The organism is Aquimarina sp. RZ0 (assembly GCF_008370685.1).
In the GTDB taxonomy this organism is placed as follows: Bacteria; Bacteroidota; Bacteroidia; order Flavobacteriales; family Flavobacteriaceae; genus Aquimarina.
This window is the reverse complement of record NZ_VTZU01000023.1, coordinates 50903-75645: the sequence shown is the minus strand read 5'-3', so window position 1 is coordinate 75645 and position 24743 is coordinate 50903. Positions and strand designations below refer to the sequence as shown.

The 24743-nt window shown below is 34.4% G+C and carries 13 protein-coding genes; 4 read left to right on the top strand and 9 right to left on the bottom strand.

Annotation, left to right across the window (positions count from 1 at the left end):
• Positions 1-5 precede the first annotated feature (5 nt).
• Positions 6-806, top strand: a complete 801-nt coding sequence (locus F0000_RS10590; protein ID WP_149624695.1) for a phosphodiester glycosidase family protein — start codon at positions 6-8, stop codon at positions 804-806.
• Between the two features lies 1 nt (position 807).
• Entirely contained in the window at positions 808-1239 is a 432-nt protein-coding gene (locus tag F0000_RS10585) for a hypothetical protein (RefSeq protein ID WP_149624694.1), read from the top strand.
• 445 nt (positions 1240-1684) lie between these two features.
• Here the strand turns inward: F0000_RS10585 and F0000_RS10580 are convergent, their stop codons facing one another.
• The 5 genes from F0000_RS10580 to tssD all read right to left on the bottom strand — a co-directional run bounded on the left by F0000_RS10580 (position 1685) and on the right by tssD (position 6083).
• Complete coding sequence (locus F0000_RS10580) at positions 1685-2497, bottom strand: leucine-rich repeat domain-containing protein (RefSeq protein WP_149624693.1); 813 nt, start codon at positions 2495-2497, stop codon at positions 1685-1687.
• A gap of 10 nt (positions 2498-2507) precedes the next feature.
• Entirely contained in the window at positions 2508-3299 is a 792-nt protein-coding gene (locus F0000_RS10575) for a GIY-YIG nuclease family protein (RefSeq protein WP_149624692.1), read from the bottom strand.
• Positions 3300-3374: 75 nt separating this feature from the next.
• Entirely contained in the window at positions 3375-4241 is an 867-nt protein-coding gene (locus F0000_RS10570) for a leucine-rich repeat domain-containing protein (protein WP_149624691.1), read from the bottom strand.
• Positions 4242-4258: 17 nt separating this feature from the next.
• Positions 4259-5380 carry a GIY-YIG nuclease family protein gene (locus tag F0000_RS10565; RefSeq protein WP_149624690.1) on the bottom strand — a complete coding sequence of 374 codons (1122 nt, stop codon included), beginning with the start codon at positions 5378-5380 and terminating at the stop codon, positions 4259-4261.
• Complete coding sequence (gene tssD / locus F0000_RS10560) at positions 5370-6083, bottom strand: type VI secretion system tube protein TssD (protein WP_149624689.1); 714 nt, start codon at positions 6081-6083, stop codon at positions 5370-5372. Before tssD ends, F0000_RS10565 begins: the two co-directional genes overlap by 11 nt.
• Positions 6084-6598: 515 nt before the next feature.
• Between tssD and F0000_RS10555 the strand changes: the two genes are divergently transcribed.
• Together F0000_RS10555 and F0000_RS10550 are read left to right on the top strand one after the other, a co-directional pair.
• Entirely contained in the window at positions 6599-8785 is a 2187-nt protein-coding gene (locus tag F0000_RS10555; protein WP_188112085.1) for a T9SS type A sorting domain-containing protein, read from the top strand.
• A 423-nt stretch (positions 8786-9208) separates the two neighbouring features.
• Positions 9209-10651 carry a glycosyltransferase family 2 protein gene (locus F0000_RS10550; protein ID WP_149624687.1) on the top strand — a complete coding sequence of 481 codons (1443 nt, stop codon included), beginning with the start codon at positions 9209-9211 and terminating at the stop codon, positions 10649-10651.
• A gap of 329 nt (positions 10652-10980) precedes the next feature.
• Here the strand turns inward: F0000_RS10550 and F0000_RS10545 are convergent, their stop codons facing one another.
• The 4 genes from F0000_RS10545 to F0000_RS10520 all read right to left on the bottom strand — a co-directional run bounded on the left by F0000_RS10545 (position 10981) and on the right by F0000_RS10520 (position 24386).
• Entirely contained in the window at positions 10981-13254 is a 2274-nt protein-coding gene (locus tag F0000_RS10545) for a cellulase family glycosylhydrolase (RefSeq protein WP_149624686.1), read from the bottom strand.
• Positions 13255-13534: 280 nt separating this feature from the next.
• Positions 13535-17599, bottom strand: a complete 4065-nt coding sequence (locus tag F0000_RS10540) for a glycosyl hydrolase family 18 protein (RefSeq protein WP_149624685.1) — start codon at positions 17597-17599, stop codon at positions 13535-13537.
• Positions 17600-17836: 237 nt separating this feature from the next.
• Positions 17837-21166 carry a carbohydrate-binding protein gene (locus F0000_RS28105; RefSeq protein ID WP_223148894.1) on the bottom strand — a complete coding sequence of 1110 codons (3330 nt, stop codon included), beginning with the start codon at positions 21164-21166 and terminating at the stop codon, positions 17837-17839.
• A 1168-nt stretch (positions 21167-22334) separates the two neighbouring features.
• Positions 22335-24386 carry a cellulase family glycosylhydrolase gene (locus F0000_RS10520; RefSeq protein ID WP_149624684.1) on the bottom strand — a complete coding sequence of 684 codons (2052 nt, stop codon included), beginning with the start codon at positions 24384-24386 and terminating at the stop codon, positions 22335-22337.
• Positions 24387-24743: the final 357 nt, after the last annotated feature.

Genomic DNA, 24743 nt, shown 5'->3' with positions numbered 1-24743 from the left:
AGATTATGATAATTAAAGAAATAGAAAGTGATTTTCTGATTGAACCAGTATTTAGAACTAAAGAAGAATTGTTTAGCGATACTGTGTCACGTGTATCAAAAGAAAAAGAATACTCTTTTATCATAAATGTTAACTTTTATGATTTGACTTATGCTGGTAAGTTGGACGCTCTTAATGGACACGATCCCGTTGCTGCTAAAGAAACTATTCCTTTAGGTAGAGTTGTTTTTAATAAAAAACCATTAACAGGAACTTCTGCAAACTTAGATTTCTACATTGCTTCAAAAGAATCTACAATTTGTTCTGGAGATGATTTCTCAAAAGTATTTCAGTCAGGACAAGGAGACACTCCAAGTAATTCGGCTATTGGTTTTGGAGGACTTGGAGCATTAATTCTTAACGGTTTAGAATATGGACATCAAAATAAGTATAAAAAGGGTGCGCCTAAAAATGCTATTCTAAAAGGAGAACCAAGTTCAGAAGCTAAAAAGTTTCTTATTCAAAGGAGTTCAAACAAATACACATCTTTCTCAGCAAATGACAAAAAACAAGGAAATAAGTTAGGTAAAACTTGCTTAGGAATTAGTAAAAAAGGTATATACGTTGTTGTTCAACAACACGGTAGTCCAAGATGGTCGGTTCAAAAAGTAAAGGACTATTTTAAAGATAAAAAATGTGTTCACGCTGTATTTTTTGATGGAAGTGATTCATCTATGTTATATGAAAAAGGAAGCTTTTTAGCCAAACAAGGAGAAAATAAAGACGAAACTTGCGTAATTGGAATAGGCTTTAAAAAACTGAGTTGAAATGAAAAATATTCAAATAAACATCAAAACATTTGTAGTAATCCTATTTTTTACTTTAATATGGTTTACTACATTTTCAGGTAGATCAGAACTTCTTTGTGATGGAGATCCAATCGGACTAGGATACGGAAATATTGTTATATGGAATATGTCCAATCCCGTTTCCTCTTTAAGCAAGTTAGTAGATATTAAAATGTTTCTAATAGATTTCACGTTATCTTACGTAATAACAGCTATTTTGTTTTTCCTCGTTCTGATAATTTTTAAAAAATCAAAAACTATTTTCCAAAGTAAAAAATGGTTTATTGCTCTTGCAATATTCACTATCTTAATAAGTGGTTTTTTCTCCATAGAATTTATGTTTGATATAGTTTTTGATACTATGGACTGTGATAAAATTTCGGACACTTATTCATTTGGATTAGATCTATAGTAAAACCATATGAAGCAATTTATCATCTTTATTTTATCCATCTTTTTTATGCTATCTTTCCAAAGTATGGAAAACAATAGTGATTCTATAAAATGTTCGGAAAACGAATGTAGTGGTCAATATGAAGGAAAAGAATTTATAAATGGATCAGATATAGCTCATCAATTTTCTAATACTATGTCCAAAGTAGTCGGAGATAAGCTTAAAGAATTATTTAATAATGGTAAATATTCAAAAGTTGACTTTAATAATATTGTAATGACCACAAAAGGTATGGGTAGTGGACATTCCAATTGCTACGGTCTACAATATCAGGGACATGTAACTCTGAAAAATTTACATTTGGGAATAAGCGTTGTGCATCTGCCAAACTCCCTTCCCAAGTACCTAATGAATTATCATAGAAATATACCTCTTCCCCTCTTGATGAGATTTCGGATTTTATTTACAATTCATCCAACTTTTTATGAATTTCTTTCTCGGGATATTGTTTGTTATATTTTTTATACTGACTACCAAAAAATATGGGTACGTGTTCGGCTGGTGTAGTATCAAAGTCATTGATGATCGTAGTTCCCAAAGTAGAAAGGCTTTTTAAATTGGGTAAGCCTTTAACAAATTTGATACTTTCCAGGTTTTTACAGTCTAATAATTTTAACTCTTTAAGTGCTTTTAATTCTCCGATAGCACTAAAATCTTTAAGCTTCCAACAGATATCAAACTCTAATCGCTCTAGCTTTTGTAAGGTTGTAATATCGGTAATATCTGTTAAACTCCTTACACCACCTAAGGATAGGTACTCAAGCTTTGTAAGCTTTTCTATTCCCTTCAAAGATTTGATTTTTGCAGTAGCAAAACTTAGGCTTTTTAGATTAGTAAGGTTACTTAGTTTTATAAGGTCTTTTTCGTCAAATTCTATAATTTGTAAATTTTCTAACTTCAAAAGAGCATCAAAGTTATTTATCGTTTTTTTATTCCACCAAACTGACAAGGTTTCTAAGCTTCTTAAACGTTCAAAATTTATATCATACATTGTATGTAGATCTAGTGATTTTAAATTTTGCATTTGATACAAAAAATCATAAGATACTCCATCCCCATAAGCAGACATACCTAGACTTTCTATATCACCAAAGTATTTTAAAAATTGTTCAAAAAAGTTAGAGTTTTGTATCTCTCGGGATATATTTATCCCTTCATTATTATCAATGTAGTATTTTTTTGCAGCATTAAAATCTGCTCCTTCTCTGATATCCATTTTTTATATTTTAATCAAAAACCTTTGTAAATGTTTTAGGTAAATCATATTTATCTGCTATTTCTTCCGCCATTTTATAAAATTTATCCCTGCCTTGTGGAGTATTAAGGTTAAATCTACCTCCTACAGGATTTACTTTATTTAGAAGTTTTTTCCATAAACTACTATCTTTAATCGCATTCTTTCTATATTTTTCTAAAATTATAAATTGTTCATAAATTTCACGCTCAAATTTTGTAGATCCTGCCATCTTATGAGTAACTCCTCCTATTACTTCTTGTGCACTTTTCAATTTACCATTTTTCCCAAAATGTTGTTTAAGTCTCTTAAAAATGTTCTTTGATTGACCTACATAGGCTTGTTCCAGATCATCTGCATTTTTGACAATAAGATCATAAACCCCTTTATTATCAACTACTTTCCCTAATTTCTTTGCTTGTTTTGCAATAGTAGCTGCTGCACCAAAACCCGGAACCATTGCCGCAAAACTCAATGCTGCATCGCCATAATTACCGCGAGCCAAAGATATACAACCATTGGCTAAATCTGCAATTTCTCCTAATCCCGGAACAAGCCCTGCAATATCCAATCCTGTTTGTAAACTATCAGCCCAATTGTCCCAGGTCGTAGGATTTCCGCCATGTTCTTCTGCATCATACTTGCTTATTTCTTGCCAGAACACCGCTTGATCTGGTGAGACAATAGTATAGTTTGCAAATTCTGGATTGCTACGGTCTACAATATCAGGGACATGTAACTCTGAAAAATTTACATTTGGGAATAAGCGTTGTGCATCTGCCAAACTCCCTTCCCAAGTACCTAATGAATTATCATAGAAATATACCTCTTCCCCTCTTGATGAGATTTCGGATTTTATTTACAATTCATCCAACTTTTTATGAATTTCTTTCTCGGGATATTGTTTGTTATATTTTTTATACTGACTACCAAAAAATATGGGTACGTGTTCGGCTGGTGTAGTATCAAAGTCATTGATGATCGTAGTTCCCAAAGTAGAAAGGCTTTTTAAATTGGGTAAGCCTTTAACAAATTTGATACTTTCCAGGTTTTTACAGTCTAATAATTTTAACTCTTTAAGTGCTTTTAATTCTCCGATAGCACTAAAATCTTTAAGCTTCCAACAGATATCAAACTCTAATCGCTCTAGCTTTTGTAAGGTTGTAATATCGGTAATATCAGTAAGACTCCTTACACCACCTAAGGATAGGTACTCAAGCTTTGTAAGCTTTTCTATTCCCTTCAAAGATTTGATTTTTGCAGTAGCAAAACTTAGGCTTTTTAGATTAGTAAGGTTACTTAGCTTTATAAGGTCTTTTTCGTCAAATCCTGAAATTATTAAATTTTCAACATGACTATTTATAGAATCTAAATTGATTATTTTTTTTTTTGTGTATACTGTAAACCAAAGAGTAGTGATTGACTTTGGAAGAGTAGTACAATCCAATATAAAATCGGTATCTTTCCAAACCGAAATTGAGAGAGAATTTAAGTTTTGCATTGCATAAACAAAAGAATTCTTTACTTTGTAATTGTAACAATCAGATAAATTCAGGGAATTTATTTTGTAAAATTTACGCATAAATTCTTCTAAAAATTCTTCTGAAAATTCTTCTGATAAACGAACACTATATTTTCCAGTTAAAAACTCTTCTTTAACTTCATTTAAATTTGAATTAGACTTAATCCTTAGATAAGGATCTTTTTCATTTCCTGTCAAATACATATTAATTAATTGTTAGTTCAAAATTCGTTTGGTAAATTGTATTCCTTTGCAATTTTTAAAGCTTTTTCTTTTAACTCTTTTGACCCTTCGATAGAATTTAAATCAAATCTTCCTCCAACAGGGTTTATTTTATTTAAAAGCTTTTTAAATACATTTGAATTCTTTACAACACCTCCATATTTTTCATTTATAATAAACTGTTCATAAATCTCTCTCTGCTTTTTTGTAGAGCCAGCCATTTTATAAATAACTGGGCTTTCAATAAGCTGATCAAAATTTAATTTACCTCTTTTACCAAAATGCTGTTGAGTTCTTTTAAAAATATCTTTAGATTGCCCTACATAATTTTGTAGACCATCAGCATTTTTGATAACAAAATCATAAACACCTTCTAGTTTTTTTGTCTTTTCATAGACTTGTTTTGTTTTTTTTGCAGCAGTGGCAAACATTCCAAAACCCGGAACCATTGCCGCAAAACTCAATGCTGCATCACCATAATTACCGCGAGCCAAAGATATACAACCATTGGCTAAATCTGCAATTTCTCCTAATCCCGGAACAAGCCCAGCAATATCCAATCCTGTTTGTAAACTATCAGCCCAATTGTCCCAGGTCGTAGGATTTCCGCCATGTTCTTCTGCATCATACTTGCTTATTTCTTGCCAGAACACCGCTTGATCTGATGAAACAATAGTATAGTTTGCAAATTCTGGATTGCTACGGTCTACAATATCAGGGACATGCAACTCTGAAAAATTCACATTTGGGAATAAGCGTTGTGCATCTGCCAAACTCCCTTCCCAGGTACCTAAAGAATTGTCATAGAAATATACCTCTTCCCCCCTTGATGAGATTTCTGATTTTACCTGACTTACCAGTATCGTTCCTTTATCGGTTACTTTTGCAGTGGTAGAGCGTTTTACCTGTGCGACGCTTTCTCCCACGACAATCGCCTGATGATTGATATGCATTAATCCTTTACGGTCATCATCGGTATAAGTAATATTCGTTTGTACAGGCTTATCAATCACATCACCCCCGCCAAGCTGTACTTTCATAGCTGCCTGACTGATTACTTTACCTTTGTAAATGATTTTAATAATATTCGTACCGTATTGATCCTTATACTTATTGCTCATCTTCGTGATCTTCTGAGATTACTTGTAATGGTATTTTTTCTTCTTCTGTACTTATAACATAATCTTTCAAAATGTTATCCTTTAGTATTGCACCCCGATACAAAAGTGATACTTCAAACTGTGATAGGTCTATATCAATATTTTTATTATTCATGTTTTCTGATTCAACTACGCAATAAATTTCTTGTCCGCGCTCGTAATCCTCTAATTCAGTATCATTACGATCCGTGATATACTGTTTTACTATCCGCGGTTCAGTATCTTCTGTTTCTCGCTCTATGGGTTGTATATGTTGCATTGCAGGATCAGTAACTGCCCAATGTCTCTTCATGAGTACCTGACCATCACGTATAATTGTTGCTGGAGACAGGTTAAAATTTTCTACAAATGGTTGACTGCCTGTTGCCGTATAAAGATAATTACAATAGGTACAATGCACATCCAGCAACTCAATGGTAGTACTTTTGCTCATCCCATGGACAGGAGAAAAAACAATTTTTACACGCTTTTTCTGCATGGTAGGATGTATTGCCCATTCAAAAAAAGTAGTGTCCTTACTGGCTTCTACCGTAAATTTAAAAGGATCTGCAGTAGGTTTGCTGCTGGGGCGACCTGTATAATCTGAATCTTGAAAGAAACCGAAAAAGAAATCTAAGACACGAAATTCTTGATCATCTACAAATAGTGTTACCTGTATGCTCACAATGTTTTGATTTTTAAGAGTTCAAAGATAATTGAATTGATAGTTAATCTATCAATTTCTAAATACGTGTAAACCGTAAATTTTCTCATAAAAATCAAGGTTCAGAAGACTGATATAGAGCGTATGCATCGTCAATGTCGTAATAAGCATTTACTTCCCGTTTTTATACTTTTAAGAAGTTGTTATACGATTTACGAATAAAAATTTCGCATCTAATGACATTCTTTTTCTACTATATTTTCTTCATCAATCTAGCGAAAAATCCTTGCCATTATTTTTACGAAATTCTCATCCGTAAATCGTATTACATAATTAGTGGTTATCTCTTATATACGTGTACATTGTAATTTCTATCCATTCTTCCCATATTCTATGCCTGTATTCAGAAAATAAAACTAAAAACCATTCGTGCTATAGAAATAAACATATACACTACAATCCAATGAGTTACCCTAAGCTTATTCTTATAATAATCATTTAGTTTTACTACTAGATTCAACAAAAAATTCATGGTTATGAAAAAAATACTTTTATTCTTGCTGGTATGCTTATCGGCAAGCAACATCAAAGCGCAGCAAATTATTAGCGCAGAAGTTAATCTAGATGTAAAACATAGTGTCAATGGAGTTTCAGAGTTTGATAGAAGCAAGTTTATAATTCTTCATGCTGATATCGATGACAACGAATGGGATAGTGAATCCCAACGCAAGCAATTTCTTGATGATTATGATGTATATCTGGGAAGAAACAATGGAGGGCTCGTCTGGGAGTTTGATCAATCATCAGAAGATCCTACTAGATCCGGGTGGCCTGATTTGGATGTTTTACGACAGAAGGGAACATCTTCAAAAAATTCTTATGCCCAAAAAACAGCTCCTCATGAGTTCGAAAATCGTTATAAGAATATGATGTTTGGCGGACAACCGATCCCTATGTACCCCAACGGACAAATGACCCGCTCCAGTTCTTGTTGTTCTGATAGCGACCCCTGGGCATACGAAAATTATGATGCCGTTGCAGAATTTTATGCTACTTATATTAAGGAATTTTTTGGGGAAGGCGGGCAGACAGGAAAACCGCAACCTCAATATATAGAAGTGATGAATGAACCGTTTGTAAAAGCAAATAATCTGGGCACCACAAGAGAGAACATAACACAGATGCACAAGGTAGTTGCTCAAAAAATAAAATCATTAAACCCTACAGTAAAAGTCGGCGGATATTCTGCTGCTCACCCAGCCTATGAGGATGGAAATTTTAACCACTGGAGAAATAATTGGAAACTGTTTATTGATGAAGCGGGTACTGATATGGATTTTTTCTCCCTGCATCTGTATGATTTTTTGGGAGAAGATGATCTAAGCAAAGAAGCACAGCGTAAAGGAAGTAATATGGAAGCTATTCTGGATATGGTAGAACATTATAGCCACCTGAAACTAGGAGAAGTCAAGCCCTTAAGTATTTCTGAATATGGCTGGTTAGGTCGCCCGCTAAATGGTCCTTATAATAAAGAAAGAGACTGGTTCAATATACGTTCGTTCTCTTCGATGATGATGCAACTTATGGAACGTCAGGATCATATCATAAGTGCAATCCCATTTATGATATTAAAAGCACAATGGTGGCAAAGTCCCGATAACTTCACGTATAGCTATCGGTTATTAAGGCAGAAAAAAGAATTAGAGGGTGAGACTGGAGAAGAATGGGTGTATACAGAACTTGTAAAGTTTTTTGAATTATGGTCTAATATCAAAGGAACACGGGTTGATAGCCAGGCAAATGATCCCGACTTATTAATTGATGCGTATACAGAGGGAACTAAGGCGTATGTTATTATGAATAATCTGGAACACGAAAAAATAACGGTGAATCTAAATATTCCTGCACTCAATGCTGCTAATATTACGGATGTAAAATATAGACACTTATATGCAAATGATAGTGGAACTCCTGTTTTAGATCAAAATGACAATGTGAACTTACAGGAAATTTTGATAGGCAAAGAAGCTACAGTAATCCTCGAATACATCTTGAGAGATCCAATTGAAATGACCAATGTATCGACAGAAAAGAAATACTATGCCAATACATACCTGCAACCCATCTCGGCAAACAATGAAACAACATTTACTATAGACAATGTCCAAATCGAAAATACAGGAGAGGCAGTACTCAGAATTGGGTTGGGCCGTGATCATGGGCAATCACTTTTACCAATACTAAAAGTTAATGATCAAGTAATTACTATGGCCGAAGACTGGAAAGGGTATGATCAGAAAACCCGAAATCGTTTTTTTGGAGTAATCGAGGTTCCCATTCCTTTTGACCTGCTACAAAATACTAATGAAATTAGTTTGACTTTTCCAGACACCGGAGGTACTATCTCGAGTATAGCCATGCAGGTTTTTAATTTTGAAAAACCTATAGACAGAGTACTTTCTACAGAAGAGTTTAATGGAGAAATTGAAAATACCGTAGAATTCTCTCCGAATCCTTTTAAAGAAGAAGTTACTATTAGTGGCTTAGGTCCTGGAACTTTTCAACTAAAAATATTTACTATTTCTGGTACGCTTGTTTTTTCACAATCCGTAAGTCGATCTAATACTAAAGTAAACCTACACTCTATTGCAAAAGGCAACTATATTCTTCAGCTTTTTAATGATACTAAGAACGAATTAGTATCCAAAATGATTAAGATTTAATTGAAAAGCACGTTTTATTTAAAAAAAGACTACTTGCAGCTATGCTAAGTAGTCTTTTTTTTGAATTCATCTTACCTATTCGCTTAAAACCTACTCGCCTTATATCTTTATGACATAGGTTTACTGGGGAATTCTCACATCTCTAAAACTGATCAAATAAAAAGCGCAGAAAGCCTACTGTTATCTAGTATTTGGTCAGAAATACTGTGAAATCAACTATATATCTTTTTGCGAACTCACGAAAACTGTCTATTTCTGACTAGACACTGGCAAAAAAAAGCACACAAAAGTGTGTCGAATATACACAGGTGTGGAAAGTCTTCTCACTTTAAAAACACACAAAATATCATAACTAACTGATCTTTAGATTTATGAAAAATGGCATCGATATTGCCCTCCTTCCAAAAAAATAAGGAAACATTTATGAAACGATCGACATCTTTGGATACGTCAATATCTAAATCTAATAACGAATATAAAAATCCAGTTGAGAAATTTATTTCTAATTCGAGATCTCCCATTATTTTAATAGGAACATTTCTACTGATGTTTGGTGCAGCAGCATCATTTTATTTCTTACAACCCTATTTTGAAGAAATTTATCTGGAGAGAATGAATACTGTATGGGGAAGTGTTTTGGTTATCATAGGGATCTCTTTATTGATCGTCAAAATCAGTTTTTTAGTATACATCTTATCGCTATATCTACGTTATAAAGTTATAAAACCGGTTTCGGATAAGCAACTACCGTTATGTACTGTTATTGTTCCCGCGTATAACGAAGGAGAATTAGTGTATAAAACACTCATCAGCCTGGCAGAGAGTGATTATCCAATGGAAAAATTACAGCTAATTTCTATAGATGACGGAAGTCAGGATGATACCTGGCAGTGGATGAAAAAAGCTAAAAAAGAGCTGGGAAATCGTGTTTCAATCTATCAACAATCAAAGAACAAAGGAAAAAGACATGCATTGTATCGTGGCTTTAATTTAGGAATGGGAGATGTTTTTATAACAGTTGATAGTGACTCTATTGTTAAGAAAGACACATTACGCATTATGGTAAGCCCATTTATTAAGAATAAGGAATGTGGTGCGGTAGCAGGAAATGTACGTGTATTGAATCGCGAGAAAGCCTTAATTCCTCGTATGCTTAATGTGAGTTTTGCTTTCAGTTTTGAATTTATTCGTTCTGCACAAAGTACGTTGGGTTCTGTACTATGCACACCTGGTGCATTATCAGCATATCGCAGAGAAGCCGTTTTTAATTGCAGAGAAGAGTGGATCAATCAGACTTTTATGGGTCAAGTCTCAAAAATTGGCGAAGATCGGGCTATGACCAATATGATTTTAAAACAAGGGTATAAAGTATTTTTTCAACGTACTGCTTATGTATATACTAATATTCCGGAGCGTTATAAAAACTTATATAAAATGTTTATTCGCTGGGAAAGAAGTAATGTTCGTGAGAATATTGCAATGAGCAAATTTGCCTTCGAAAACTTTAGAGAAGGTTCTAAAAGTGGTACCAGGATATTATTGTTAAACCAATGGTTAAAAATGATCATGGCGTATCCTGCGCTATTTTTAATGTTATTTTTTATTATCACATATCCAGTATTATTCCTTAGCTCAACACTGGTAAGTATATTAGTTTTCTCCAGTATTCAAGCTTTATTTTATGCTAGAAAAAACAGCATTCTGGAAGCATTTTGGGCATATCCCTACAGTGTGTTTTATGCCTTTACGCTATTCTGGATTACCCCATATGCTATTGTTACTGCTGGTAGAGGTGGTTGGCTAACGCGTGATTTAACCAAAAAACAATTAAAAAAACAACAGATTGTCGCTGCTATTCCTTCATAATCAAACTATTGCTTTAAGAAAGGGGATGTCGTAAATTAATTACTTTCTTATTGATACAGGCTAAAGTATATTCTACTTTAGCCTGTATAGTATATAAGATAATGAGCTAACCTCAATAATGACTTTTATAATAGTAAACTACCTCGAGGCTAGCTCACGAAGCAGTTATTGAAAAAAACATTTTCGATTTTGAGGTAAGCCTCTGAGCATTTAAATCTCGAGTATCGAGTACATTCAAATAATAATTTGGTATAAGAAGTCAGATCTAAGCTCTTATGACAACGTAACTCCATCTTATTGATATATATTATTTTGTCAAATTAAAATGGCTATTTCTTTATTATTTTAATAATCCGATCTTTTCCATCAATTGATATCTTACAGAAATATATTCCTGCATTAAGACTCGATAGATCCATTGGTATGGTATGTACTCCTGGATTTATTTTGATCTCTGGTTGTATTGCTACCACAGTTCCTTTAGTATTGTATATAACAAATGCTACACTACCTAATTGTTTCAATTTTAATTGAAAATTGGTTATTTTATCAAATGGGTTAGGGTAGTTTTTTATCACTATAAAAGAACTTTCCTGTGGTTCTATCCTGGTAGTACAATCTCCTACTTTTATCCATGCATCTTTCCAGTGGCTTCCGGTTCCCGGTGCATATGCGTTGGGGTTTCCGTTACACCATCCAGAATATGGCCAAGGTTTGCACGAATAGATGCTTCCATCATTTTGCACCCGATTTCCTCCCATATAGCTTTCATTTTGTGAATATAATGGTGCATCACAATTTTCTTCTTCGGTAGCCGCTTCTATGGTAACAGTCACCTCAGAAAACATCGTGGAATTATTAGTATCAGTTGCAACTGCTTTTATTGTATGATTCCCTTTTATAGGAGTCCAATTTGCAGTGTAGGGAGCTACTCTATCTTCTGAAATTTTAATCCCATCAATAAAGAAATCTACCTTAATAATAGCGCCATCAATATCATTTGCATTTGCTGTCATGTTCAAAGTTTGCCCTTCTTTGTATACACTATCTTGTTTGGGAGAAGTTAGTACTACTGTAGGCGGCTGATTAGGTGGATTTATTATATCCCTAAATATCATATGATTGAGATTAAAATCATCACTATCCATAACAATGCGCATGATTTGCATTCCTTTATCTAGTGAAATATCAGTAGTTACTGTCTCCCAATTTTGCCATCCACCTGTATTAGGGATATTGATCTGACCGCTGATATTTTTACCATCAATTTCTATATGAAATTTTCTTCCTGAAGAAATAGCTGCCACTCTTGATTCTAATACATACTTTTTAGATGTGCTAACATCTACTGTATACTCAAGCCATTCTCCTGCTTTTACCCATCCGATATTATAGCCTCCTTCGGAGCAGATCTCAATATCTACAGGCTCATTACGATATGCATTTCCTTCATTATTTACAGAAACATCATTGAATGCAATATCTGATCCGCCAAGATCATAATTCTCTGCTTCTATCTTGCCTGGAACTAGTATAGGAGTGCCGCCATAAGAGGATTGATCCGTATTTCCTCCTGCTCCGGGAAAATCATCTACAGGATACTTAATTTTATCTCGTATCCAAGCCCCGGCTGGTTTAAGCTTATCGGTCGTCCATAATCCACCCGAGCAAGTTCCTGTTTCCCAAACAGCACCTGTTCTGAAATCATCAGAAAAATTCCAACTGGTCCAGCTGATCTTTTTTTGTTGCATCAAATCAATAAACTGCTGAGTCATCCCAAAATCATTAGGACCATCACCGCTAGCTTCCTGACTCCCAAATTCGGTAACAAAAACTGGCAATTGACGAGAAGCTTCTTCTAATCTCTTTACATATAATTCTCCATGACTTTTTGCATAAAAATGAAAAGTATACATAACATTCTCATATTGTAAGGGGTTGTTAAGAACATCCTGTAGATTCCCCTGTCCGGATACTCCAAAAGTTGACCATCCCTGAGTTCCTACCAGTACTACTGCATCATTGTCAATAGACTGAATAACAGGTATTATTTGATCTGCATACGTTTTAATTCTATTCCAGGTAACTCCCGAGCCATTTGGTTCATTGCACACATCATAGATAATATTGTCATTATTTTTATGCCGTGTTGCGATCGCTGTAAAGAATCGCTTTGCATTTTCTAAATTATAGTTCGGATCTCCGGGATTTAATTGATGCCAGTCTACCAGCGCATACATTCCCCGCTTCGTTGCTTCATCAATCAATTGGCTTACCTGATTAGTAAATCCCTCTGGATCTGTTTCATACCCTCCTTCCTGCACATACAATGAGATTCTCAGAATATCTGCCTCCCAATCATATGCTAGCGTATTAAGAGATGCCTCTGTTATACAATTCCCCCATCCATACCATTGTATGCCATGAGTGCTCATTCCTCTGAGTTGAATAGGTTTATCATATTGATTGCAAAGATATGTCCCACAGACTTTAAGTTGACCGTTTTGAGCAACTGGAGTATTTTGTCCATTAGTAACAAAACTCACCAAAAGCCAAAAAATAAATTGAATTATAATTAAATTCTTTAATAGTATATGTCTCATTTTTATGAAATAAGGTTAAAAAAATAGCATAAGGTATTTCTTATCAGAAAAGAAATAATACGATTTGTGATTAAAAAATTCGTATAAATTCATTGAATTATTTTTTCTTTATGCAAGGCAAAAAAATCAAGCATAGCTATAGCTACGGTTTATTTTTTAAACGAAGTAGAAAGGAAAAAGAAACGATGAATATGCGAAATTTTTAGTTATAAATCGTATAAGATCAAAAACCACCCGATATCTCAGTAGATTTGTTTTATCAGGTGGTTAGAAATTAGAGTTATCGCTTTTTTAAGAACTTCCCTCTAGTTTTTTCTTTTGGTAAAGAAATACTATAGAAATACAAACCTGTTTGAAGCTTACTGACATCAAACGATTTAAAATTATTCCCTTTTACTGTAAGTGTACTATAAGCATCTAGTACTTTAATCCCAGCTGTATTGAATATCTGTAAATTAAAATCTGTATTAGGCCTCGAAGTTTCTATAGCTATATTGATCAAATCCCCGATAACTGGATTGGGAATAATAGCTACAGAATTGATTGTCATATTTACTCTCGTATCCAGGGCATCTAGGTACACCCTATGAGGGTTAGAAAATCCATAATCACTTGATTTATCCCAATTGACAGACCAGGTCATTAATCCTCTAAAGTCATGATATCCGGATAAATTTCTTAATGTGTATTGCCCTCCAAAAGGTTTTCCTTTAATCAAATAATCCAATGCTTTATGCACTTCTGCCGGTGTTGTATATCCACTTCCTGCTGCCATCGTATTTGCGGGTAAACCTATTGCTACTTGATCAGGTCTCAGTGCAGGAAATTGTTGGTTTCCAGCTACGGGAAACCCTTGTAATAACATTTCTGCCATAGCTACATGAAAATCTGCATTTGCAGAATTGTAACATACACCATCTAACCCAAGCATGCATCCTGTATTGTAGTGTTGTACATGGATGTAATCCATATCATCTCGCAATGCATAAATTACGGGAAGATAGGCACCCGCAGAACCTCCATAAGAACTATAACCACCTTGAACAAATAAGGTTTCTGGTGCCATTGATACTATAAAATCAGTATCAAATCGTGATATAATTGTTTTAAAAGCACTAATCAGGTTTACAATTTTTGGTGAAGTAGGGTTTTTAAAATCAGTATCTCCTTCTGCCAAAGAAATAGACTGTCCTTCAAAATCAATATCAATCCCATCAAATCCATATTCTCTAACAATATTGATCATTGAGTTACTAAAAGCCTGAGCATCCCCTGGAGTATTAATACCGACAACTCCTGTTTCACCTCCCATAGAGATTAATACTTTTTTACCTTTTCTTTGTAATGCTGCAATATCATCTTTAAATGCTTGCACGCTAGCATAAATTGCCGGATCTGGAGTAAATGTCATTGTAGAACCCAACGGAACTGTGGGAACCGCAAAAGCAATATTAATTATATCCCATTTATCTGAAATTTCACTTAGTTTCATTAATCCTGCCGGATTTATAAAATTATGCCAATATCCTGCTAATATTCTTTTAGGAAGATCTCCTCCTGATGGTGGGTTTATTGGTCTAACAGATATAGCAACCGGTGAAGAATCTAACACTTCATTATTAGTACTTATTGCCTGTACCGTAAGTACATGGTTTCCCTGGGTGGCAATCCAATTTGTTTGATAAGGCACAGAAAGATCTTCTCCAATATGAATCCCATCTACAAAAAAGACCACTTTAGAGATATTTTCATCAATATCATTGACCGTAGCGATTATGTTTACAGATTGTCCTACTATATAGCTTGCCTCATTAACAGGTTGTGTTATCGATACAGTAGTATCAACTTCTGTGCAACTCCCGATTGCTTTCCATGCATTTGGCCAGGCCCAACCGTCTGGATCACCAGGAGCATATGGACCACCTATACTGCACCATCCACCAACGATACATTCATATTTTTTTTCAAAATTTTGTACAATATCACCTGTAATATAGGTAGCATCTTCTGTATACTGAGCAACATTACAGCTGTTTCCTCCTATATCTTTATTTATAGAAATATTTATTATCGCAGAAGTACCTGATATCCCCTCATCATCAGTAGCGATTGCGGTAATACTGTGATCCCCTATTGTTGCGTTACTCCAGGTATAATTATACGGACTAGTAGCGTCTTCACCTAATTTTGTTGTTCCATCATAAAATTCTACCTTAGAGATATATCCGTCACTATCTACTGCATTGGCACTAATCGTAATATCATTTCCTATTGTAAAATTTGCTCCAGACATTGGAGATGTTATCGATACTCGTGGTGCAGCTTCTCCTCCAGTATGACAGGAACCTATTAATTGCCATACATTTTCTCTATTTGTAAGTGGATCATTATTTTGTGTCCACCACTTGGCCTTGTACTCTTTATCTTGATAAGAAACCTTATCTCCTCCTTTATATATTTCTCCATGTACATATGTCGGTGAGGCACAGCTATTATCTATATTACTTACGGTAATAGAAACATACGAAGAACTTTCTCCATTTTTATTATCAAAGGCTTTAGCAGTAATCGTATAGTCCCCATTGGCAACATCTTTCCAATTATAGGTATATGGAGCTGTCATTTTTTCTCCCAAGCGCGTATTCCCATTATAGAATACTACCTTGGTAATAGTACCATCACTATCGGATGCATTTGCTTCAATAGTAATATCTGATCCGGCTGTATATGTTGCTCCGGCTTTGGGAGAAGTAATAGCAACAGTAGGCATTACATTACCAACCATCGTATTAGCAAATACCTCATTCACTCTGTTGATCAAAGGTGATTTCACCTTTGACCATTTTTTAAGTTTAGCCCCAAAAGATTGAACAGATCCACTCATCTCTAAATCACCATATACAGTCCAGACGATAGCTCCCGCAAGATTATTGTCATTGATATATTGTGCTTTTATCCCAATAGATTCTTCATCATCATAACTCAGAAAGAAATTTCCTTTTGTCATATAAGGTACTTTTGCCTGGTCATCCCATTTCCTGACCCATCCATTTTCTTCTCCGGTTTTTTGTTTGATAAAAAAATAATTTGGTGTTCCGTCATATATTTCTAGTGGCCAATTTGTATAATCGGTAGCTGTACTTACAGGGCCATCTGGTTGTATTGTTATATTTCTTTTAACTGTAGGAGCATTTAAGGCCGCATTCCCTTCTGTTACTACTCCTCTTCCATAAAATGGAATACCAAAATTTATTTTATTAGTAGGCACTCCCATTGAAATCATTTTCTTTACTACAGATTCCCAGTTAAAATCTGGTACTTCTGCTCCATCATATGGATATACAGGTGCATTATGTCCCGCTTTACCAGACCAGCCACCATTAAAATCATAGGTCATCATATTAAAATAATCCATCGTATGGATCAACTTTGACCAATTAAATCCTTTTATTTTTTCGGGATCTGCTGCCATAGCGGCTGTTATCAATTTATCCGGTCCTATTTCATTTCTGATTTCCTGAACCAGATTCTCAAAATTAATATAGTCTGCATTTGTTCCTGTAAAATTCATTCCCGCAGATGGTCCGGGATATTCCCAATCCAGATCGATTCCATCAAACCCCATGCGGATCAGTCTTTTACAATCTTTTATAAAACGTGCTCTTTTAACTGGATCTGCTGCCATTTCCGGAAAATGTTTAGACATACTCCATCCCCCGATGGATGCCATTACTTTTACTCCATTTTGATGAGCCAATTCTAATAGACCTTTTCCGCCACTACCTTCTTTAGGCAATGGCAATGGCAAATCCCCATGGAGTCCCCATTCTGGATGATCCCATGTATTTCCACCAACAGCTACTTGATACCCCAGAGTTTCGGCTCTTTGTTTTACAGCCTCATTGATATATTGAACCGCTTCTATCTCTCCAAACAAAATATGAAAATCCCAACTGCTATATATATCACTAAACAATATAGCTCCTGGTGCTTGTACAACTCCTGGTTGATAGATCTGTTTATCCCTAAGATCTCCACTATGCAAAGACCCATCACCTGCTACTCCAAAAAATGAATAATTAAGGATTGTATATTTAGAATAATCAATATTCAACTGAGTTAATGCTCCCTGAGCTGGTACTCCTGCTGTTGATTGTTTCCAGGCATCCCAGTTCGTAATATAGCCAATGATCTGTTTGCTATGATTGGATGTATTTGCGTTTCCACCGGTATTCACCTGAGCAACTAAAGTGCTCAGGCTTACGAAAAAGAAAAAAATACAGACGGTTTTAGTATGAGTTTTACAGCGTAGCCAGGAAATCATGCTACTTCTCAATGTTTTCATAATTATTATAATTAAGTTTTTTAATATTTTTTGTTATCTGTTGAAATAATCTTGTTAAGAGCTTGTTTAAAAACCTTACTTCCTGAAAACAACTATTTTAAGAACCATGAGCTTACTTCAAATAATTAAAATATCTCGATGTTCTCATCATTTGAAGTGTCCTCAGAACCTCAAACTATTGATTTTCAATTTGTATTCTTTTTAAACATACTCTAAATACAGATATATGCAACACTATCATTTTACCAGTTTTAATGTTTTAACTCCGTTAAGCGTAATTACATTAATGATGAACAATCCTTTGGGCAATGAAGAAATATCTATTGCAGAAGCCCCTGTATACTTAAAGCTTCTTAGCTTGTTTCCAGCCATATCTGTGATATCAACTCTAGCTTTTTTTTGTAAACCAATTATTTTTATTTGACTCTCAGCTGGATTGGGAACAATTTTCATCTCTCCATTTTCGGTTACTTCTGACGGTATAGAAGTAGTATTTTCTTTATTAGACTGAATCTGGTTATTAATAGCTGATAATAAAGATCTGTGATCTGTTACATCCTGAGATATTTCCCAAATCATAATACCTCCAAGGTTATTATCTATTGCATATTGAGTTTTTGCTTTGATAGTTGGAATTCCGTTATACTCAACACCATTTACTACATCTAAATTCTGAGCATTACTATTCTCATTCAATAAGTCACGATATGATACATATCTATTAGCAGATCTTCCATAAAAAGGAACACCCAATACAAGTTTATTTGCTGGCAACCCTCTTCCTAACCAATAATTTGTGCAGTCTTGAGCAAAAGCATATGAGGAATGTGGTGATCCACCATCATATGCCATAATATTAAGAAAATCAACATCTTCAAATACGGAATTATGGATATGTTGTCCATAATAATCACCATGCCCTACTACAGCGGCCGTTAAGTATTTTCCCTGTGCGTGTAATGCCTGCCCTAATTCTCGCATTAATAGATCATAATTAGCACCGGTTGATGCTATAGGGTATTCCCAATCAATATCAGCTCCATCAAGATTATACTGATGGATCAAACTCATTACATTATTTATAAACGTAGTTCTTGTCGATGCTGAAGCTGCCATAATCTCAAAATCATTATTATTAAGATCAGACCAGCCACCAATAGCGATACCCACTTTTGTATGCTGCGCGTGAGCATTATGAACTAAAGATGCTAATTTGTCGGGATTATCAACACTCGTAAGACCTCCCCAGGAGGTAGGTCGTATGAAGGCGTAATTAATATGAGTTAATTTATCATACTGTATCGTATTTGTGCTTCCTGACCAAGATGGTAAGTATCCCACTACGCTAAAATCAGAAGTAGTTGATGTATTGTGTTCGGCAATATCTATATAATTTAAATTAAATTCTCCGGAAGTTATATATATACGCATTACTTTTTGCCCGGAAGTAAGCTCCTTATTCTTTACTCTTACGGTATTCCAGTGCTGCCATCCTCTTGTTGCAGGTATATCAATATTACCGGTAATGTCTTGACCGTCCAACTCAATTCTCATGGTACCTGATTGCTCTGATGCACTTCGAATACTAAAATCATACATCGCAGTTTTGGTTATATTAAGGGTATATTCTAACCACTCACCTGTATCGACCCATCCAATATTATATCCTCCTTCTGAACAAGGTTCTATATCTGCATCTTCATCTCTATATGCGGTTCCTTCATTATTGGCCGTAAGGTCATGATAGGCAATACCTTCTCCTCCGTTATCATAATCTTCAAATTCTACAATACCAGGAATTGTTACAGGAACTCCATTGAATGGTGTTTGAGCTGATGGGTTATTTTGAGAAATATCTACATAATTTAAATTAAATTCCCCAGATAGCATATACACTCTCATGACTTGTATTCCTGCTGTAAGTGTAACATTTTGCTTATGTACTGTAATCCAGTTTTGCCATCCTCCGGTAGCAGGTATAGTAATTGTACCGGTAATATCTTGTTCATTCAATTCTACGCGCATAGCGCCTGATTGTTCTGATGCACAGCGAATATTGAAATCATAAATACCTGTCTGGGCTACATCAATTGTATACTCAACCCACTCTTCTGGCTGAACCCATCCTATATTATAACCTCCTTCTGAGCAAACTTCTATATCAGCAGCATCATCTCTATATACTCCTCCTTCGTTATTAGCTGTAAGGTCGTGATAAGCGATATCTTCTCCTCCATTATCATAATCCTCAAATTCTACAATACCGGGAATGGTAACAGGAGTTCCATGAAATGGGGTTTGACCAGATATTATATTCTCGGAAATGTCTACGAAGTTCAGATTAAATTCGCCTGATAAAACATGTACTCGCATCACTTGTTTTCCTGCAACAAGCTCAATATTCTCTTTGGTTACCGTCGACCATTGCTGCCAGTTTCCTGTTGTGGGTATATCAATTACTCCCGCAACATCTTGTCCATCTAATTCGATTCTCAAAGAGCCTGATTGCTCTGATGCAGTACGAATATTAAAGTTATAGCTGGCTGTCTGAGCAACATCAACTGTATATTCTATCCATTCGCCTGGTTGAACCCATCCCACATTGTAACCTCCTTCTGAGCAAGCTTCGATATCCACATCATCACTTCTATACATATTGTCCTGATTTCCTGAAGTAAGATCATGATACGCTATGTTTTCACCTCCTTTATCATAGTCTTCAAACTCAACAATCCCTGGAATGGCTATTGGAGATCCTGTAAAGGGAGTTTGACCAGATGTTGTTGTCTGGTTATACACACGAACATAATCCACAATCATTTTTTTGGGGAATATATTTGGATCCGGATTCCCGCCTAAATTTCCTCCAACTGCAATATTAAGTATCAAATGAAAGCGTTGATCAAATGGCCAGGCTTGCCAGTTTCCTTCATTAGCAAATGAAAAATATCTAATACCGTCTACTTCAAAATCAATATGATCTTCATACCAATCGATTGCATATATGTGATAGTTATCTTCTATATTAGAAAGATTCCCAATATGTGCCCCTTTATTTGTTCCTATTGTATGATTATACGCTTGCGTATGCACATTGCCATGAATTCCGGATGGGTCTATCCCAAAGGCAGCAAAGTTTTCCATAATATCAATTTCGCCACTACCAGGCCAACCGCCATATACCCAATCTGTAGGCAGCATCCATATAGCCGGCCACATTCCTGCTCCAATTGGAATTTTAGCGCGAACCTCAACTCGACCATATTTCCAGTCTCCTTTATTTCGACTTACTAACCGTGCAGATGAATATTCAATCCCATTATGGAAATCTCTGCGAGCCTCAATAATTAGGTTTCCGTTTTCTGCTCGAGCATTCTCTACACGATTTGATGTATAGTTTTCGAGTTCATTATTTCCCCATCCACTATTTCCTGTGTCATATCCCCATTTTGTAGGATCTGGTAATCCATTGTAATCAAATTCATCTTGCCATACCAGTTCCCAATTTTGAGAAAAGCCATGATGTGTTGTTATTAATAATATGAGTATATAAAATATTTTTTTCATGATTTTTGTTTTTTTAGAAAGCACAAAAAGATGTTACTTCTCTTAGATTATATCTGTAACCTTATGCGTATTCTTTGTTCTGTTTTAGTTTTTAAAACTCCATTTTTTTAGCACTAAAAATTGCTTTAAAAGTCTTATTCTTATAGAACTCATCTTGCGTAATGCTTTAACCTGCAAAATTTACATTTTCACCCTAATTTTGTTTTTTTTTAACAGCAGCTATGGCTATGCTAAAAAAAACCTATTTCATTATAGTACAAAAGCCAAGCTTTTCGGTTGAAAACCACTATGCAAGATGAGTTCATAAACTTAAACCCGGATACACCTCTTCTAATCGTTGAAAAACCTCTTAAAAAGGAATATTCCTTTTCTCTGGTTCTTTATCGAGTTTTTTATCCAATCAGTTTGAATTCGTATAAAAAATCACATCAACCTGATTTCTATGACGTATCCAAAGATTATATCGTACCTAGTTTTTTGAAACAAATGAATCTCGATACTATTTTTCTATATTTTTTTTCGAAAAATCACTCGATTTGAAGGTTTTTATACCATCAAACACTTCTATCAAAATTCACGCTAATTAAAAAACTTGTGTAATCGATCTCCTCCTTGATAAATACATAGAAATGTACATAATAAGTGAGGTTTCTGTTTATTAGACTATTAAATGATTATGTAATCATTTTGAGTAATGCTTTACCCGATAATCGAGATTTAAATGCCCCGTGGGCTTTCCCTGTAGTAGTTTAACTTCCTTAAAAATTTATACTTTACACTCTAATCTTCTTGATTTTTTTTTAAAACCCAGTTATAGCTATGCCTAAAAAGAATCTACTTAATTATAGTACAAAAGCAGTATTTTTAGTTTAAATACTACTACTCAAAATGATTTTATGTTAAAAATTACATTCGGAATTTAGATGATTTTAAATTTTAGAAAATAAATAATTTGAATGCTGGTACTTTGGAGTAATTTCGTTTTTGTCTTCATTTTGTTACGTTTAATTTAGTTAAGTTTGTGTTTTAAAAAATGTGAAATAGTGTTTACCCGCTATGCTTAGTTTTTACTTTTCTATAAAAAAAGAATAGAAAAAGTTTACTAATCAGGGTATCCTTATTAATCTATTAATTCGAGGGGAGTGAAGATCATTAATAGATTTTATGATTAATCAACTATAAGTTTTTTGATTACTTTTTTTGTTTTATTCAATATTCTTACAAAATATATTCCTGACGTAAAATCTGATACATTTAGTGTAGTAGAAATACTATTTTTATAAATCACTTTGCCTGTACAATCGTATATTCGAACCTCTGAAGGTTCTTTTACCTGTATTGTAAACTTTCCTTCTTTTGCCGGATTGGGATATATTAAAAAATTATCAGAATTATCAAACGGATCTCGTGTATCAGTAACAATTCCCCATTCAAAAGCTTCCCATCCTGAAAGAACTTCTTTATCACAGGTCATTGCTGTAGTACCATTTTGAGAAGACATATATAATCCGTTATTTGCTTTAAACCCAACTTTCCCATCTTCTGTAGCAATCCATTCAAAAGCCTCCCAATCATCAACTCTAATTCTGTTACAGTTTATGGGAGTTTCACCGTTTTCTGAAGAAATAAACATTCCATTATTTTGTAAAGCTATCCTTCCGTTACCTGCATCAATTACTCTAAAGTGTTCCCAGGTAAGGGCAATATCACGATTACAGTTCATAGGTTGGTCACCATTTTCTGAAGACACATAGAGCCCATTATTCCCTTTTAGCCAAATCATTTTTCCGATAGGAGCACTAGTAGGGTTTGGATCTGATGTACATCCAGATGTTCCTGGAGCAGGATTATCTTGAGTTACAGCAGTAATAGTATTGATATTAGGTATACAATTCTCAAATTTGATACTTTCCAAAACTTCAGACATGGCAGAGGCTCCATCAGTAAGATACGGCCCTCCAATACGCATTAAGGCAGCATTTTGTCCTACATCATGACGTTTATAAGTCCAATGACACCATCCTATTTCCTGTTCCTCTAACCATACAATATTTTGTCTTAGCCACCAATTTGGATTTTCTCCTGTTTCTCCAATCCAAACTGGGACTTGATGATTGTTTCTGAAATTAATCAGATTAATCATTTTATTTATTTGGTTAGGGTTGCTATCCGGAATCCAATCTTCAGAGAGAGGCATGCCCCAATTATACCTATGTGCATTATATATCAAGTCTTTATTGGGCGAAAATGTAAATGGTTCCAAATAATCATAGTTATTTCCATACCCATTTCCTTCTATCATAATCATATGAGTATCTCCCTGATTTCTGATTGTTGTCAATAAGCGTTGTAATAAAGAATGAATAACCTGTCCTCCTCCCGGAACACTATTAGGTTCATTAATCAAATCGTAAAATGCAATGGTAGGTTCATTACTATATCGCTGAGAAATTTTTTGCCACAAACGATTGGTCACATCCTGAAAAACCGGAAATTGCCATAAATTATGATTATGAAAGATATCAGCAATATTTTTATCCTGACCCTGACCACCGGGAGCAGCATGTAGATCAAGAATAATATACATATCATTTGCTCTACACCAACGTATCAGGTTATCAATAATCCTGAAACCTTCTAAGTTATTACTAGTAAATAGATTATCATGTTCATACCAGTTTCTGAGCGCATTTTTATAGGTATCGTGGCCTGCATACCTATTATTAATAACATTATTTCTAACCCTTCTTTGTTCGCCTGTAAGAAATAATTCATAATGCATAGGTAATCGTACACTATTAAACCCCAAAGAGGCGATATAATCAATATCTGCTTTTGTGATAAAATTATCTCTCCAACTTTGATAGAAAGCTTCTACCTGATCATAATCCTGCCCATCACTATAAAGCTTTTGTTTGATTTCCCATTGTGTACCAGGACAGCCATTACACCCTTGTGGATTCAGCATATATCCTTCTTGTAACACCCAACCCCCTAAACCTACAGCTCTTAATATTACTGGTTGTTTTGTTTCTGCACTTACAATTTGGTTCCCTTCAGTCTCCAGCCAGCAATTCTGACTATTTATAGTATTAATAAAACATAGAATTATAATACTAAAAATAGAAAAGGTTTTATGTTTCTGTATAAATAGCTTTTTAAAGTGATAAACCCCATAAAGTATATAAGAGGTCATTAATTCTTTTTTTGTTGAGTTCATAATTAAATTTTAAAAAAGTGAGTTATTCGTGAGTTTTGTGTTTTAATTTGAAGCAATTATAAAACTTATTTTAGTGAACATGGGATTACATGTCATTACAAAAACACATCAAACTAGAGTTTAAAACTATACAAAAACACATCAAACAAAAAAGTAAAAAATTAATTATCAATCTATTAAACAAAAAATATTGATGTATCTAAAATGTTAATATAAATTAAAGTATTACTATTCCTGAAAAATTAATTATTTTAATTCCCATCTATATTTCTAAATTATACTCTTCTTATTTTTTTGTTTTAAGTCAGAAATTTCGACTTTTGTGCGCTTAAAAAGTATCAACGATATGGTTTAACC